The organism is Arthrobacter sp. TJ-265, from assembly GCF_058269135.1.
Genome location: NZ_JBZCND010000003.1, coordinates 330,779 through 346,840 on the forward strand (window position 1 = coordinate 330,779; position 16,062 = coordinate 346,840).

Here is a 16,062-nt window from a genome sequence, read left to right on the forward strand (position 1 = left end):
GGGGCCCGTCCGCTGAGGGCGGACCGGGGGAGATCGGTCAGGGGCTCGTCGGCGTGGGGGCCGGTGCCGGCACCCAGACGAGGCGCGGCGCGTTCTCGTCCGCCGGCCGCAGGCCCAGATCCTGGGGGGACGCGTAGACCGGCATGGCCTTGGCGGTGAGCGCCTCGGGGCGCGAGAAGTCCAGCGGCGGCCCGGCAAGGCCCTCGCCGGGGCCCAGCGAGACGGCGCGGAGGGCTTCGCCGATCTCCGCCGGGTCGGCGCTGCCGGCCAGGGCGGTCGCCCGTACCAGGGCGACGACGGCGTCGTGGCTGGCCGGGTCCGCCGCCCACGCATCGGCGGAGAACGGGGCGTCACCCGTCAGGTTCTTGATGTCCGCGTCTCCCGCCGCGAGGCGCACGGCGGACAGGAAGGCGGACATCCCGCGCCCCTGGGCATCCTGCTGCAGGGCGGCGCTGTCGCCGGCGGACGATGCGATGCCGACCAGCTGCCCGGAAGCGGTCCCGTCGAGCTCGGAGAGCGCGGAGGCGAAGGCCGGGGCTGTCGCGCCGTCCGGGAGGATCAGGGGTACGGAGACGTCACGGGACTGCAGGGCCTGAACCAGGCGGGCCAGCCGCTGCGGTGTGGCGGCCGAGACGACCACGGCGTCCGCGGGACCGGCGACGCCTGCGGACCCGGTGCCCGCGGGGGCGTCCGGTGCGCGCTGCTGGTCGCCGGTGAGGATCGCGGCCTCCTGCGCCAGGCCCGTCACGTCGTCGAAATCCTGGAGGTCGAGGGTCTGCGCGGTCGGCACCGACGTCGGGGTGGGACCGCCGTCGACGACGAGCAGCACGCTGCTCCTGCCGTTCACCGCGGTCCGGAGGGCCACCTCCACGGAGCTGCCGGACGGCATCGTGGTCCAGACGGACGGCGCGGGCTCCGACGGTTGCGCGTACGGCAGGATGGCCGGGAGGCCGAGGTCCGCGGCGGTACGGGCCGCCGCCTGGGCCTGCGGGCCCGAGCTCGCCACGACGATGCCGGACACGCCCTGCTCCGCGAGCGTCTGGACGGCGGCGCGTGCGCCGTCCTCCGTGCCGCGGTCGTTCTCGGTGGGGAGGGCGACCGCGGCGCCTCCCTGGGCGAAGCGCTGGCCGGCGACGACCGCGCCCTGGGCCGCCCGGTTGTACTCGGAGCCGGGCTCGCCGGACTGGCCCAACGTCACGACGACGCCGATCGACACGTCCTCGGGCAAACCGTCGGCGTCCAGGGCGACGGGGACCGTCGCGGCCACCGGATCGGGCCGGATGGCCTCCGCGGGGCGGTTCAGCATCACCGTCACGGCGATCACGGCTGCGACGAGGACGGCCGCCCCGGCGACGACCAGCGTCATAAGCCCGGTGCGCGGGCTCATGCGCCGGCGTCGATCGTCAGCGTGTAGAGGGTCTGCGAGGTCGCGCCCTCCGGCACCTTGAGATGGAAGGGCGGCAGTTCCTCGACGGCGGCGAGGGAGGCCTTGAACTGTGCCTGGCGCAGCAGCAGCCCGGCGACGTCCCGGGAACGGATGTTCGTGTACCCCTCGGCGTTCTGGGAGGCGAGGGCCAGCTGGAAATCGGCGGTGTCCGCCTTGGCGGCGCTCGTGGCCATGGAGCCGAGGAGGCCGGAGCCGTTCACGGAGCGGTCGCCGAGATCGAGCATCACGTTGTTGAGGCTCGAGGCCAGCAGGGCACCGGCACCCTCGACATCGCGGGTGGAGCCGGACGTGCTGGAGGCGATGTTCGCGAGCGAGGCCTGCGTGCTCTCGTCCAGGCTCGCGGCCAGGGCGGCACCCCGCTGGTTCAGGTCGATCCGCTGCTTGTCCACGGTCCCCCCGGCGTCGGTCACGACCTCGTCCGAGGTGACCTTCAGGCCGGAGATGGAGCGGTCGAACGCCGTGATCACGGACGCGGAGCCCGCGTCTCCGATCTCGGCGACCTCGCGCACCTGGTTACCCACAGTCTTGTCGATCTCGGCTTTCGTGTCGGCCGATACTTTGCCGAGGGACTTCGTGATCTCGGCTCCGAGCCCGTCCTGCTGTGCCTTCAGCTCCGTGAGGGTTGCCCCAATCCCTTCGGAGGACACGATCGCTGTGCCCAGCAAGTCCTTCAGGTCCTCGAGTTCGCGTTCGATGCTCGTGACATCCGCGGTGGCGGTCTCGTCGAGCGCCTCCACGGCGTCCTCGACCGCGTCCAGCCCGGCCTCGGTGTCGTCGATCGTGGTGTCCAGGGCGTCGAACGCCTGGGCGATCTCCTGGTCGGGGTCGGTGGTGTCGACGGCGGCGAGGACGGAGTCCCAGGCGGTGGCCTGGTCGCGTAGCCGGACATCCAGCGGGTCGTCGAAGCCGAGCGGCGGGATCACGTCCAGCGGAGGTAGCAGCTCGACCTGCATGACCCTGTCCATCGTGGCGCCCGCCGAGGCTCCGTCCGTCGCGGACACGCCGGGCGCGGGGTCGTCCGTCGCGGACCCGTCCGGGGTGGGCACCGGGGGTGCGGGCACGGTCGGCGCGGAGTCCGTGGGCGCAGGTGTGGGGTTGCTGGGCGTGGAGTCCGTGGGCTCGGGTGTTGGGGTGCCCGGCGCGGATCCGGTGGGCGTGGGCGCAGGGGGCTCGGGTGAAGGCACGGGCTCAGTGGGCTCGGGTGAAGGGGTGGGCTCGGTCGGCTCGCACGGCGTGGACGTCAGGTAGGAGCGCAGCTGCTCCGCGTCCCGGGTGGACAGCCGGCCATTGCGCGGGAAGTTGCCGTCGGCCAGTCGGCACAGCTCGTCGGCGAGCCGCTGGCTCTGCTGCATCATCGACCCGTCCAGCAGCGTGCCGTCGGCCAACTCGCTTCTGGCAGCCGTCGCCGTCCCGCCGATGACCTCCAGCCTGTCCCGTAGCTCGTCGATGCTGTCGCGGGCTGCTGCGGATGCGTCGCGGGTCGCGGTGACGGAGTCGCGCGCGGACTCGATCGCGTCCTCCACGGTAGCGAGGGCCGCCGTGTAGTCGTCGTCGGCCGCGGTGGTCTCGAGCAGCGCCTCGAGGACCTCGCTCACCTCCGCCAGCGAGCCTTCTGATGCCTCCTGATTCTTGAGCGCTCGCGGAAGCGACGTCAAGTCCAGGCTCGCGACGAGAGCGTCGCTCTTCGCGACCAGTCCCACCAGCGCGGCGGTGACGGTGACGGCGGAGCCGCGGAGGGAGCAGGTCACCGAGCCCTGTGCGGCGCACTCCTCCGGTGTCGGGTTCTCGGGGCCCACGGTGGTCCTGAGGGAGTCCGCCACCATGTCCCGGCAGTCAGCACTGACCTTCGCGTAGGCATCGAGCTGGGCCGCCATGGTCAGGATGCTCGAGTACACGGTGGCCGTCTGCCCGGGCCTGGGCACCTCGGCGGTGCAGCCGTCGCCGTTGACGGGGACCGTCGTGGGTGCAGCCGAGGTGTCCCCCAGCATCGAGTCCACCGCGGACACGGTCTGCTGCAGCTGCGACAGGGTGGTGGACTGCGTCGTGCTCGTCGCGGCTTCCAGATCCGAGCCGAGCGACTGCAGCTGGTCCTTCAGGTCCTGCATGGTGCCGGCCAGGGCCTGGGAGTTGTCGCGCAGCTCACCGGCGGTCTCGACCCCCAGGGTCTCGGAGGTCGTCTCCAGGTTCTGCCGGACGTCCGTGATGGTGGCCCCTGCCTTGGTCAGCACGATGTTGACATCTGCGACGAGGGCGATGGTGCGGCGTTGCAGGTCGAGTTCGGAACCGGTCCCTGAGGAGAACGCGTCGGTGATCACGCCGTCCGCGCTGAGGTCGGTGTTGAGGCCCGGCTGCACCGCCAGATCGAAAGCGGGAACCTGGAAGTCCTCGACGTCGGCCACGAGGCGCAGCGTGGTGCTCGCTCCGGAGCGGGGCGGCGCCAGCACCGTCGCCCACTGCACGACGGCGGCGCCGTCCTCGGTGCTGCTCAGCACGCCATTGGTGCCGGCCGTGCCATCGGCGGAGCCCGGGGTGACGTCGTCGGTCCGGACGCCCTCGAGCTTCGTCGACGCGGCGATCGTCAGGGGGGCGCCTACGAGGGCGGTGGCGGAGCGGGTCTGGCCCGCGGCGTCGTACTCGATGGTCCGTGGCTCGACGGTGAGATTCTCGAGCGTCAGGTCGATCTCCACCGGACCGGTATGGCCCTGCAGCTCGGCGAGGTCGGAACCGGACTTCCCCCCGGCCCGGTACTGCAGGCTCACCCGCACCGGCAGTTCGCCCACCGTGTCGGCCGTGCTGTACTCCGTGTTCTCCGTGGAGGACGCACCGGTGGCGCTCACCGAGATGGTGGTTCCTTCGATCGTCTCGATGCCGGCGGCGGGGGAGAGGCCCACCCGGACGTGCTGCAGGAGCTTGACGGGATCGGACACCGGCTCCGGCTCGGGAGTCGGCGTACAGGATGTCGTGGCGATCAGTCCTGCGGCGATGACGACGGCGCCCAGCCCCCGTCCCGGCGCGCTACGGCGTCTCGAGTTGTGCTGGTGCATGCGAGACCGTGTGGCCATGATCGTCCCCAATTCCGTTCGGTGCCTCGAGCATCATACTCACGCGCGAACATATTCATTGTTCGGCGCTCTCGAAGGGCTTTTCCTGGTGTCCCGAAATGGTGTTTGTGGCTGTGGTGGCTTTTATGGACCGGTGTTGGTAGCGTCGCGTGCGTCCGCTCGCCGGTGGTTGTTCGTCCGGCATTGAAGCGGTTGTCTCTTGGGGAGGATATTTTTCATGTCGCGTGTGTTGTCGACCGAGCAGGCGAAGGCTGCTATCGGTCAGGTGCAGTCGATCATCAATGGTGGTTTCACCGATCAGATCTCGGCATTGGATTCGCAGGGAAAGATCCTGTCCGATCCGAATATCTGGGACGGGCCGCTGGCTCAGCAGTTCCGTGGGTCGACGTGGCCGGAGACGAAGGCCGCCCTGGACAAGGCCAAGCAGGAGCTCGAGGAGCTGCGGACGCAACTGCAGAAGATCTCCCAGGACATCTTCTCCGCGGGCGGCGGAGCCTGAGCACGTCGTCGCGGCTGTGAGGTCGGGCTGACCGCTCCACGCGTCTGCGTGGTGCGGTCAGCCCGTCCGTCACGGAAAGTGGTCTCCCCGGCGCTGGGTTCTCCCGGACCGGGTTTTTTTGGGTTGTCCTGCCGTGTGCGGGGCGTCCTCCGCGCCGGCCTTGTCCGGTGTAGGTCTCTTTCTTTGTAGGTCTCTATTCTTCGTGCTTTTCCCGTGCGGGTGCCTGCCGGCATGGTCGATGGTTTCTTCTTGCTGTTGTTCTTGTTCCTTGGGGGGGCGTTCGTTGTGACCGAATTCGTTGAGATGCCGTTGTTGCCGGAGTCGAATGCGTCCAATGGTGGCCGGTTCAGTTACGGGGTGGCCGGGTCGGTGCGGCGGGCTTTCGAGTCGGCCGCGACCCGGCTCGAGAACCAGTCCGGGACCCGGACCTCCTATGTCACGGCGGCGAAAGAGGATTTCAAGGGACATTTCTCCGAGCTCTTCCAGACCAATGGCTCTACCGCGGCCAGTGACGCAAGCGCATTGGCATCGGCCCTGCGGACCGTGGCCGGCTATGTGGGGCAGATGATCGACGCCGCGCACGAGGAGGACGCCCGGCGCCGGGAGAACAACGAGTGGGTGCGCGAGCACAACGAACGCAACGCGCTCGAGAAGGGCTGGGACTGGCTTGTCGGTGAGGAGGAACGGCCGAACGCGGACCCGGGGAAGGCGCCGTCGTTCGCCCCTGCGTCGGCGTCCACGGGATCCCGTGAGACCCCGGGGCCTGGTGGCGGGTCCGGGGGCGGTGGGGGCGGGACGTCGTCGGCGCGCCCGGAGCACCTGCGCACCTTCGCCACCAACTCCCGCGGGTTGGATGACGGGTTGGCGTCGGCGCCGGGTTCCCTGGAAGGGCACCTCTCCGATTTCGCGTCCAGTTGCTCGTGGGGGTCCCTGGAGGCCTCGGGAGTCCTGGCCGCGTACCGGGCGTTCCTGACCGCCAACGAGAACGACGCGGCGTGGGCGGTCACGATCGCCGATGCGTTCGCGGCCGCCGGGGGCGAGGGGAACGTCTCGACCGTCTCGGACGCGGCGCTGAACGAGGCGTTGGCGGCGGCCGGGGTGAGCGCGTCCCGGTCCGCCCTGACGATCGACCCGCCCGCGGCGGCGGGCGCGATGCCGACCAGCGGGTACGCGAACGATCCGGTGAACACCGCCACCGGGAACTTCATCGAACCGGAGACCGACCTGGGGTTCACGGGGGCCGCCTCGAGCCTGGTGCTCTCGCGCATGTACAACTCGCTCGCTTCGGGCCTGGAGACGGCGGGGGTGTTCGGTCCGGGCTGGGCCTCGGTCCTGGACCAGCACCTGAGCCTTTCGGACGAGGGTGCCCGCTGGGTCATGGCCGACGGCCGGGCCGTCGACTTCCCCCGCACCGGGGACGCCTGGGGTCGGGCCGTGGGCGAGAACTACTGGCTCACCCGGGAACCCGCCACCGCTGCGCACCTCGGGGAACTGGACTCGGTGCCGGAGGGTTCCTCCGAGGTCCTGGTGGTCCGGGACAACCGGGGTGCCTGGTGGGTGTTCAGCGTTTCCGGCGTGTGGCTGGGTGCCGGGTCCGGTCCCGGCCGCACGGTCTCCGTTCACAGGGAGGCGCCGGTCGACGCAGCCGACTCTGATGCCGGCTTCTCCGAAGCAAGTACGCCCGCCGATGGTGCTTCCGAGGTTGCGGGGCTGATCAGCCGGTTGGCGCATGTGCGGAGGCGGTTCCTGGACGTCGAGTACGTGGACGGGCGGGCAGCCGTCGTGCGGGCTTCGGATGGGCGTCGGGTGGAGTACGGGTACGACGACGCCGGCCGGCTGGTGACGGTCAGCACCGAAACCGGGACGCGCACGTACCGGTGGAACGAGGCCGGTCTGATCGACGCGGTGGTGTCCGCCGCGGGGGTTGTGGAGGCGGAGAACTCCTATGACGAGCAAGGCAGGGTGGTCCTGCAACTCACCCAGCACGGGCGGCGGGTCCGGTTCGCGTATCTGCCGGGCCGGGTCACGGTCGTCTCGGACGAGGACGGGTCCCGGTCGAATTCGTGGGTCGCGGATGCCAAGGGACGCCTGGTGGGTGTCCTGGATTCGGAGGACAGGCGCCAGTCCATGGCCTACGACGTGCACGGGAACCTGGTGTCGTTGACCGAGCGCGACGGCTCCGTTACGGTCCACGGCTACGATGACCGGGGCCGAAGGACCCGGACGGTGACCCCGGAGGGCGCGGATCTGACCTACGGGTGGGACGAGCACGATCGCCTGATCACCCTGGTCACTGCGACCGGGTCCGTCATCACGTACGAGTACGCCGACGAGGGTGCCGGCGGCATTACCCGGGATCCCTGCGTGGTGGACGACGCCCTGGGCGGGCGGACCGAACTCCACTGGAAGGACGGGCAGCTTCGTCGGGTGACGGACCCGGTCGGGGTGAGTGTCGGGTTCGAGTACGACGGGTTCGGGGACCTGATCGCCACCCGCAACGCCGTCGGCGATGTCGCCCGGATCGTCCGGGATCAGGCGGGCCGCCCTGTGGCGGCGATCAGCCCGTCGGGGGCGCAGACCCGGTTCGTGTACGACAGCAAGGGTCTGCTGGTCCGCCAGGTCGACCCGGACGGGGCGGTGTGGGCGTTCGAGCACGACCCGCCGGGGCGCCTCACGGCGTCGATCGCCCCCGACGGGGGACGGACGAGCCTGGAGTACGGGCCGACGGGGGACCTGGTCCGCACCACCGACCCCCTCGGCCGGACCATCTCTCGGGTGGTCGACGAGCTCGGGAACGTCACCGGGGCGGTCCTGTCCGACGGCGCCCGCTGGGGTTTCACCCACGACACCCTGTCCCGGCTGGTCGGCATCACCGACCCGGCCGGACACGACTGGGTCCGCGAATACGACCGGGTCGGCGCCCTGACCGCCGTCGTGGACCCGACCGGGGTCCGCACCGACACCACCACGGACCGGACCGCCGGGACGGCGACCCTCGCCGACGCGTTCGCGACCACGACCTACAGCTTCGATCAGTACGGGCGCCCCACGAAAGTCCAGGGCGCGGACGGTACGGCGGAGCTCACCACCTATGACGCAGCCGGGAATCCGGTCGAACTCCTCGACGGCGAGGGCGGGCTGACGGTCCTGGGCCGGGATGTCGCGGGAAAGATCACCTCCATCACCAGTCCTACCGGAGCAATCACCCGGTACGAGTACGACGTCTGCGGTCGCCCATGGCGGACCACCGACCCGACCGGGGCGGTCACCGAACTCACCTACGACGCCGACCAGCGCGTGGCCTCCCGGACCCTGCCCACGGGTGAGGTCGAGACCTTCACCTACGATCCGTGTGGGCGGCTCGTCCTGCGCCGCACCCCGGGCAGTGGCACAGCCCGGTACGGGTACGACGCGTGCGGGCGGCTCACCTACTCCCAGGACACCTGGTACGGGACCCGCCGCTTCGCCTACAACACCGCCGGAGAACTCGTCTCGACCACCAACGGGGTCGGCGGAAAGACACGCTTCGAGTACGACACCCGCGGTCGCCTGATCCGGATCACCGATTCCCTCGGCGGGGTGACCACCCGCACCCACACCCAGACCGATCAGGTCGATTCCGTCACCGATCCGCTGGGTCGGGTCACCACCGCGACCTACGACCCGGCCGGCAGGCAACTGTCCCAGACCGACCCCGACGGTCACACCACCACCTGGACGTACGACGCCGCCGGCCAGGAGGCCACCACCAGTGTCGACGGACGACTGGTGGCTTCGATCGAGCGCGATGTCATGAACCGGCGGGTGGTCATCACCGACCACACCGGCAACGTGGGCGCGGGCGGGGACGCCGACGGGCTGGTCGTGGAGCACGAACTCGCCGTCGACCGGCGCGGGCAGCTCACCTCCCGCACCCGCGGCGGGCAGGGTTTGTCGTGGGCGTACGACGCAGACGGGAACCGGATCTCCTTCACCGACACCCGGGGTACGACCACCACCTACACCCGCGACGGTGCCGGACGCATCACCACCGTCACCAACCCGCTGCTCGGGGACGCGCTGTTCACCCACGATGCGTCCGGGCGCCTCACCGGTGTCACCGCCGGGAACCTCGCCCAGGAATGGGCCTACCGGGGCGGGAACCTGTCGGAGCACAGCCGCACAACCTCCTCCGCCCGCACAGACGGCACGGACGTGACGCTCATCGGTCGGGACGACGACGGCCGCATCACCGCGCTGACCCGCGCCGGGGCGGTCACACGGTACGGGTACGACGGAGCCGGGCAGCTCATCACCGCCACCACCTCCGCGATCGGTGGCTCGGAAGCACCGGCACCGCAGGCGGAGTCGACGTCGGAGTGGGAGTACGACGCCGGTGGACGACTGGTCCGCGAGGCCACCCCGGCAGGGTCACGGGTATTCGACTACGACGCCGCAGGACAACTCCTGGCCATCACCGGCGCCGACGGGTCACGGACGGAATTCGTCCACGACGGACTCGGCCGGCGCACCCGGCTCATCCGCCCAGAGGGGTCCTGGACCGAATACGCATGGGGCCCCACCGGTTACCTGAAGAGCACGTGCGACCGCACCCCCGACGGCGAGGTCACGTCCCGGCACGAGCTGTGGGTCGATGCCCTCGGCGAGCTCGCCGGCGTCGACGGCGCCCGGCTGTGGTGGGACACCGCCAACCCCATACCCACCCTCACGGGTATCACCCCGACGACCTCCGGCGGCACTGGCCTTACTCCCACCAGCGGCCTCGCAGGTGTCGCTGGTGGACAGGTGTTGTCCCTGCCCGGCGGTGTGACGGGAATCGGGGAGGCATGGACGGCGTCGGGCTGGCGGGCCGCCCGCCCCACCGATGAGGCCGACCCGTGGGCGGTCCTGGGTGCCCCCGCGATCCCCGACCCCGCACCCGGAAGCACCTCGACCGGGATGGTCGGTGGACTGCCGGTGGGTGTCAGCCTGACCCGTCACGGCGGGGTGGACATTGCGGGCCTGGAGTGGCTCGGAGCACGCGCGTACGATCCGAGGGCGAGGGGTTTCCTGTCCACTGACCCGCTCGCACCCGTCCTCGGAGCGGGCTGGGACGGTAACCCCTACGCCTACGCCGGCAACAACCCGCTGAACGTCACCGACCCCACGGGGCTACGGCCCCTCACCGACGAGGACCTCAAGGCCTACGACGGCTCTGCAGGCGGAGCCGTCGCCGCGGTCGAGAAGTGGGCGGACGATAATGCGTATCTCGTCGGCGGCTTGGCCGTCGTGGCTGGCGCAGCATTGATGTTCGTCCCGGGCGGGCAAATCGCAGGTATGGGATTGATGAGCTTCGGCGCCGACGTCGTCATCCAGAAGGCCACCACCGGCGATGTCAATTGGGCGCAATCTGCTGCGATGGGGGCTGTCGGGCTGCTCGGAGGTGGGGCGCTGACTGCCGGGCGGGCCGCCGCTGCTACGGCGTCATCGGTTTCGAGACTCGGCAGCTACGTCGCCGTGAATGCGGGTGTCAATGGGGTAGCGGGTGCTGTTGGTGGCGCTGCGACTCATCTGATCAAGAACGGGGGCAGAGTCGATAACTGGCGGTCCTTCGCTGGATCCGTAGCCGGCGGTACTTTGAGCGGCGCTGTGGGCGGGCTGGCGGGACCTGCTGGCGGGACCCTGGCTCGTGCAGGCGGTCATGGCGCATATACGCTCACTGCCGCAGGCGCCAGGCCTACACTTCAGGCTGCGGCAGCAACCACTGCGCTTGGAAGTGGTGGTGCGATCGCGGGTACCGTGACTGACAAGTTCATCTCCGGGGAAGCAGTCACATGGGCCGACGTAGGGTGGTCGGGGGTCACCGGCGGTGCGCTCACCCACCTACCTGGCGGACCCAGCTCATCCAGTACACTCCAGCAAGCGGCACGAACGAACGTCAGTACGTTGTCGGGGCTCGCGAGTGGCGGCCCGAACTCGATGGCGTTGGTACGTTCCTCGCTCTATGGAACGACGACGGGATCGGGACTGGATGTTGCCAAATTTTTCGTTGCTGGAAACTGAGACGCGGAGAAATTGATGGACAACCGTAAATCTGCTCGATTGCGTGGTTCAGGTGAGTCACGTGAATTCCGGCTCCGACTGCTGATTCCCGCGATACTTCTGGTCCTGTTGTTGTTTCTGCTGGTCGGCTATGTGCCGCGCGAGGCGCTCGTGCCGGCGATCGTAGTAGTGGGAGCGGGGCTACTGATCAGTGGCGCTGTAGGTGTTCGTACGGGCATCCGCGGGCCGGCCTGGCTCATCTACGGTGTAATTCTTGCTGGACTGGCTCTGTTGCTCCTCGCGCCTGCCCCCTGGCGGGGGTTTGCCCTCCTGTCCGTTCCGGTGTCCGCCATCGGATACGTCATCGGGAAGGAACTCGCCTTCTTCGGATACAACCGTCGTCACCAGGCTTCACCGTCCACATGGGTCGTGGCCGGAGAAGCGATCGACAGTGTCGCGGAAGCCAAACAACGGGCGCTGTCCCGACTGGGGCGCTGGGAGAGTCTCGAGGACGGTCGGTTCGTCGTCGTTCTCGGTCACCGTCGCTTCGAGGCCTGGGGCGCTGCAGCGGAAGGATTCGTTGTACACATCGCTTCGGACGGTCGAGACCTTGAGACGTTGTCAGTGCTCACTCATATTCCCCACCAGAACGACGAAGTATCGATCCGCCTGGATACACATGGTCTGACGGGCAGGGTGCCGCAGGGAGTGAAAGTTCCCACCGAAGTGGCGGAGCAGGCCCTCAACGGATTCTTCGAGACCCAGGGAGCCAAGGACCTGACCGGCTGGGCTTGGGAGAGCGGCGCTCAAGCCCAGGACCTTCGTTTCTCCTAGGCGACGGCCCGTATACGCCGGCACCGATTGCTATCCCGTTCGCATCGATGGTCCTGTCGATGCCTGGAGTCCGGAGCCAGCGGTCCCCAGCCCTCGAATGATGGCCGAACGGCGATGTCATGAAGATCTACGCGACCGACACATCGTCCTGGTCCGATACGACCAGGGGCGGAGACGCGGTGAGAAGGTGTCGGCACGGTAAGTCAGGAACGATGAACAGGAATATGAAACGACCAGCGCGTAAACGTGAATCGGGGTTGGGATACCTTGTCCTCGGCGCCGTCATTGCCTGCGGTACTGTCGCGCTGATCGTCTTCGGGCAACTCGAGGCGTCCTGGCCCGCGTTCGCAGCTCTCGCTGCGGGCGTCTTGCTGGGCCTCTGTCTGTTCAGGTTCGGGGTGCGTCACGCCTGGCTGGCGTTGCTGTGCCTGCTCGGCGCTCTGGCGGTCGGTCTGGTGCTTTTCGCCCGCACCGACGTGGCTGGCGCCGCGGGCATCGCCTGGATAGGAGGCTTCGTCGCCGGGACGCATCTGGGCGTTGCCTGGCGGATCGCTGCGAAGAACGGGAAGCCGGCGCCCGCGATTGCTGCCTGGACAGTGGACGGTCGAGGCATGAGCACCGTCGCGGAGGCGCGGAAAGCGGCTGGTGCTGCCCTGCATGCCCTGAACGGCACGAAGGGTGGGCGTCTGTCCGTCGAGCGGCGGGACGCGCGGTTCGAGGTGGCCGGTGCGGTACACCCGGGCTTCATTTGCCATCGCACCGCCGAAACCGGATCGACGCGATGGTGATGGCGTGGTCTGGCCCTGCTGGAATGGGAGGCTAGGGGTCATGGATGTCAACGTGAGAACGCCGGACGTCGACGAGCTCGATCAGATACTTCGTGTGTTGGAGCAGTGGCAGTACGACCAGGGACCACTGCATCTGCATCCGGGCGATCTGGGCTGGTACTCGCTCCGTGGAGCCGCTGCCACTGCCGCCGCGACGCGGGTGTGGTCCTCTGGTGACACAACCCTGGCGATCGCACTCATCGACGGCCCCCAGCTGCTGCGGTTCGCGATGGACCCCGCGCGACGCCAGGACGAGTCTCTCGCCCGTCGCATCGTCGCGGATGTCGGCGAGCCGGCGACGGGTGTCCTCGATGCAGGAAGCGCGACCATCGAGGCGCGCGGCGCGTCGGCACTTGCCGTGCACCTCGCGAAGGAGGGGTGGTTGCCCGACGAGCCGTGGACGCCGCTCCACCGTGATCTGCCAGCGCCCGTCGAGGCTGCGGGCCTCCGAATCGAGACCATCGAACCAGATCGCACCGATGAGTGGGTGTCCGTGCACTGGTCGGCCTTCCGAGGAACGCCCATGCCGGAGGAGCGGCGTCGCAACTTCGTCAATGGATGGCGGGCAGCCGCGGAGGGACCATTCCTTGACGCCGCGCGCATCCTGGCGCTCTACAACGACAGCGATGCAGTCGCCGTCGCCGCGGTATGGTCTGCCGGCGCGGGGCGTCCCGGTCTCATCGAGCCGATGGGGGTGCATCAAGAGCACCGCGGTCGCGGGTACGGCACCATGATGACGCGCGCAGCCGCGGCGGCGCTTCGCGAGATGGGCTCATCCAGCGCCACAGTCTGCGCAGAGAGCTCCAACGCCGGCGCCGTGTCCACCTACCTGGCAGCCGGATTCTCCGCCCACCCCGAGGTCACCGACTGGCGTCGCGACGCGTGATGCCTCGACGGTGCGCGCCATCTAACACCGGACCATCACAAGCTGCCCGGAACGCCATCCTTCAACGGAGTGGTGAGGCCCTGTCGGGTGGAATCGTCGTGGGTGAGGTGAAGTCGCGGTTGTCGATGACGAAAGTGGCTCGTTCCCAGGGCCGGGCGACGTCGAAGTAGAGGCGTTGGCCGTGCACGTATCGGCGGATCGTCGGGTGTTCGGGGTCAGGATTGCTGCCGTTCCGGATTGCCATTCGTGCTGCGGTCTCGGTGAAGGGGACGTCGAGGAACACCGAGGCGTCCCAGAATGCGCGGAGCTCGTCGCGGTGCAGGAACATGCCTTCCACCAGGACCAGTGCATCCAGCGGAGCCTGGAGTGACTTCGCGAGTGCTGTCTGGTCGGTCAGCGGGTTGTAGGAGGCCGGCGAGTACCGGCCGTCTCCGTTGGGTCCGAGCGGGGCGAGCACGGACTCGCGCAGGGCGGCGTAGTTGTAGGTGTCTTTCCAGAAGCCTCCGGGGGAGTGGCGGCCCTGGGCATGCCGGATGGGTGAGGGGTTCAGGAAGTCATCGACGTGGATGACGATCACGGGACGGTGCCGGATTTCGGCCGCCAGGTTCCCGGCGAAGGTCGTCTTGCCGCTGCCATCGACGCCATCGATGGCCACGAGCCGGCCCGTGGGCCCGAGGGAGGCGAGAAGGTCATCGGCCAGTGAGCACATGAATTCCCGCTTGGGCCCATCCTCTTTCACGGTCTGCCATCGGGCGTGGCGACGACGAGACGTTGAATTTCATCAGCCAGCTCTGAAACCGGCCGGCGACCGACATACGTGAACAGCGAGCATGCGTTGACGAATGGTTCCGGGGTTTTTCTTTGGCCGAATCCGTAGACTTTCAGGCCGTCCGCGAGGATGCGCATTACCCGGGGCGTGAAGTCGGCGTCGCTGGAGACCAGGGCGAACGCGTCAACTGAGCCTGCTTGGAGCAAGTCCATGGCGTCGATCACCATGGCCATGTCGGAGGCGTTCTTGCCGGTGCCGTAGGCGAACTGATGGATGGGTCGTATCGCGTATGGATGAAGTGTTGCTTCCCATTGCTGCAGATGATGGCTCTTCCAGTCACCGTAAGATGGCCGCACATTCGCAATGCCGTACCGCGCCACTTCAGCAAGGACGACGTCGACCTTGGACGCCGGCGCGTTGTCGGCATCGATGAGCAGGGCTATGCGTTTTTCTTCAGGGTTCACTTGTTGAGGATGCAGACATAGGTGGACGCGGTCAACCGGTCGGGTGGTCTAGTTGTCGCTTCTCCTAAGCATCACCACTCGACAAACGGTGAGGAATTTCCACCGGGCAGGTGTTAATCGGCCCATACAAAATGCGCAACAGCGAATTCAGGAGACGGTTTTCGTTCGTGTTCAGGATGCAGAACACGCTAATCCACACAATGGTGTCAGTATCATGTGCTCATGAATCTCGGCACGCTGTCGTCCGGTACCACTGACAACGTGACTCGCCACCGGCACATCCTCGCCGCGTGGGAGCTGTCGCTCCCGGGGCCGGAGCGCACGCTCCGGGCGTACCGGCGCAACCTCAGTCAGTTCTGTGGATGGCTGGACGATCATGGGTTCGATCTGCTCACTGTCCAGCGGGGGCAGGTGGAGCGGTGGCGGCATGAGGTGACCGGGGCTCCGGTCACCGCGGCATCGGTCCCCGCGGCCCAGAGGATCGCCGCCGTATCGAATTTCTACCGGTATGCGGTGTCCTACGGGGCGATTATCACCAACCCTGCCGAGCTGGTGGAGCGTCCCAAGGTGTCTGCGGCTCACTCCAGCACGCAAGGCCTCAGCAAAGCCAAGGCACGCGCCCTGCTCGGAGCGGCACGAGCCAATGGACCCCGATCCCACGCCCTGGTGAGTTTGCTCCTGTTCACCGGCCTACGTCTCAGTGAAGCCCTCAATGCGGACACCACGGACTACGGGCGCGAGAGTGGGCACCGCATCCTGACAGTGCAACGCAAGGGCGGCCACCTCGTCACGGTGGCGGTGCCGGCCCCCGCCGCCGAAGCTCTCGATGCCTATCTGGGGACCACCGGGCCGGAGTTCGTGACAGCGACCGGCGCCGGTCAGCCGATCTTCACGACGATCACGGGCAAGCGATGGGCGGCGTCGGAGGCTTTCCGCACGGTGCAGCGGTTGGCTCACGTGGCGGGCATCAAGGGAGAGATCAATCCCCACAGTCTCCGGCACACGTTTGCGACCATCGCGCTGGAGGCGGGCGCCACCCTGCACGACGTCCAAGACTCGATGGGACATGCCGATCCACCCACCACGCGGCGCGATGACCGCCCGCGAAGCGACCTCACGAAATCGGCCGGCTACGACGTGGCACGCGCGCTAGCCTGACGGCCACCTTAGACACATTCAGCGCAGGTGGGCGTCCATCTTCACCCCGAGTGGGTGAAACAGTACTAACCCGGATCGGCAAGACGGGTTCGATT

Annotated in this window: 10 protein-coding genes; 6 read left to right on the plus strand and 4 right to left on the minus strand. The window is 68.4% G+C overall.

The features are described from left to right. Positions 1–37: 37 nt before the first annotated feature. Both AC4D2E_RS13195 and AC4D2E_RS13200 read right to left on the minus strand, forming a co-directional pair. Positions 38–1,387 carry a hypothetical protein gene (locus tag AC4D2E_RS13195; protein ID WP_490952897.1) on the minus strand — a complete coding sequence of 450 codons (1,350 nt, stop codon included), beginning with the start codon at positions 1,385–1,387 and terminating at the stop codon, positions 38–40. Continuing rightward, the gene (locus AC4D2E_RS13200; RefSeq protein WP_490952898.1) at positions 1,384–4,509 is read right to left on the minus strand and encodes a hypothetical protein; all 3,126 of its coding nucleotides are present in this window, start codon (positions 4,507–4,509) and stop codon (positions 1,384–1,386) included. Before AC4D2E_RS13200 ends, AC4D2E_RS13195 begins: the two co-directional genes overlap by 4 nt. A gap of 217 nt (positions 4,510–4,726) precedes the next feature. Between AC4D2E_RS13200 and AC4D2E_RS13205 the strand changes: the two genes are divergently transcribed. The 5 genes from AC4D2E_RS13205 (at position 4,727) to AC4D2E_RS13225 (ending at position 13,576) form a co-directional block, all read left to right on the plus strand. Beyond that, on the plus strand, positions 4,727–5,008 hold the full coding sequence (locus tag AC4D2E_RS13205) for a pyrophosphorylase (RefSeq protein WP_104167018.1): 282 nt from the start codon (positions 4,727–4,729) through the stop codon (positions 5,006–5,008). A gap of 285 nt (positions 5,009–5,293) precedes the next feature. After that, positions 5,294–11,050, plus strand: a complete 5,757-nt coding sequence (locus AC4D2E_RS13210; RefSeq protein ID WP_490952899.1) for a DUF6531 domain-containing protein — start codon at positions 5,294–5,296, stop codon at positions 11,048–11,050. 15 nt (positions 11,051–11,065) lie between these two features. Beyond that, entirely contained in the window at positions 11,066–11,863 is a 798-nt protein-coding gene (locus AC4D2E_RS13215; RefSeq protein ID WP_490952900.1) for a hypothetical protein, read from the plus strand. 224 nt (positions 11,864–12,087) lie between these two features. Further along, positions 12,088–12,651 carry a hypothetical protein gene (locus tag AC4D2E_RS13220; RefSeq protein WP_490952901.1) on the plus strand — a complete coding sequence of 188 codons (564 nt, stop codon included), beginning with the start codon at positions 12,088–12,090 and terminating at the stop codon, positions 12,649–12,651. Between the two features lie 40 nt (positions 12,652–12,691). After that, positions 12,692–13,576, plus strand: a complete 885-nt coding sequence (locus AC4D2E_RS13225) for a GNAT family N-acetyltransferase (RefSeq protein WP_490952902.1) — start codon at positions 12,692–12,694, stop codon at positions 13,574–13,576. 61 nt (positions 13,577–13,637) lie between these two features. Here the strand turns inward: AC4D2E_RS13225 and AC4D2E_RS13230 are convergent, their stop codons facing one another. Next, positions 13,638–14,285, minus strand: a complete 648-nt coding sequence (locus AC4D2E_RS13230) for a nucleoside/nucleotide kinase family protein (RefSeq protein ID WP_490952903.1) — start codon at positions 14,283–14,285, stop codon at positions 13,638–13,640. Between the two features lie 26 nt (positions 14,286–14,311). Beyond that, on the minus strand, positions 14,312–14,809 hold the full coding sequence (locus AC4D2E_RS13235; protein ID WP_490952904.1) for an NYN domain-containing protein: 498 nt from the start codon (positions 14,807–14,809) through the stop codon (positions 14,312–14,314). Between the two features lie 222 nt (positions 14,810–15,031). On the opposite strand from AC4D2E_RS13235, the gene AC4D2E_RS13240 reads away from it, so the two are divergent. Next, positions 15,032–15,967 (plus strand): tyrosine-type recombinase/integrase, encoded by a 936-nt coding sequence (locus tag AC4D2E_RS13240; protein ID WP_490952905.1) that lies wholly within the window; start codon positions 15,032–15,034, stop codon positions 15,965–15,967. The last annotated feature ends 95 nt before the right edge of the window (positions 15,968–16,062 follow it).

Excerpts from the sequence above, each read along its gene's own strand:
- AC4D2E_RS13195 (WP_490952897.1), bottom strand. The coding sequence starts at position 1,387 with ATGAGCCCGCGCACCGGGCTTATGACGCTGGTCGTCGCCGGGGCGGCC.
- AC4D2E_RS13200 (WP_490952898.1), bottom strand. The coding sequence starts at position 4,509 with ATGGCCACACGGTCTCGCATGCACCAGCACAACTCGAGACGCCGTAGC.
- AC4D2E_RS13205 (WP_104167018.1), top strand. The coding sequence starts at position 4,727 with ATGTCGCGTGTGTTGTCGACCGAGCAGGCGAAGGCTGCTATCGGTCAG.
- AC4D2E_RS13215 (WP_490952900.1), top strand. The coding sequence starts at position 11,066 with ATGGACAACCGTAAATCTGCTCGATTGCGTGGTTCAGGTGAGTCACGT.
- AC4D2E_RS13220 (WP_490952901.1), top strand. The coding sequence starts at position 12,088 with ATGAAACGACCAGCGCGTAAACGTGAATCGGGGTTGGGATACCTTGTC.
- AC4D2E_RS13225 (WP_490952902.1), top strand. The coding sequence starts at position 12,692 with ATGGATGTCAACGTGAGAACGCCGGACGTCGACGAGCTCGATCAGATA.
- AC4D2E_RS13230 (WP_490952903.1), bottom strand. The coding sequence starts at position 14,285 with ATGTGCTCACTGGCCGATGACCTTCTCGCCTCCCTCGGGCCCACGGGC.
- AC4D2E_RS13240 (WP_490952905.1), top strand. The coding sequence starts at position 15,032 with ATGAATCTCGGCACGCTGTCGTCCGGTACCACTGACAACGTGACTCGC.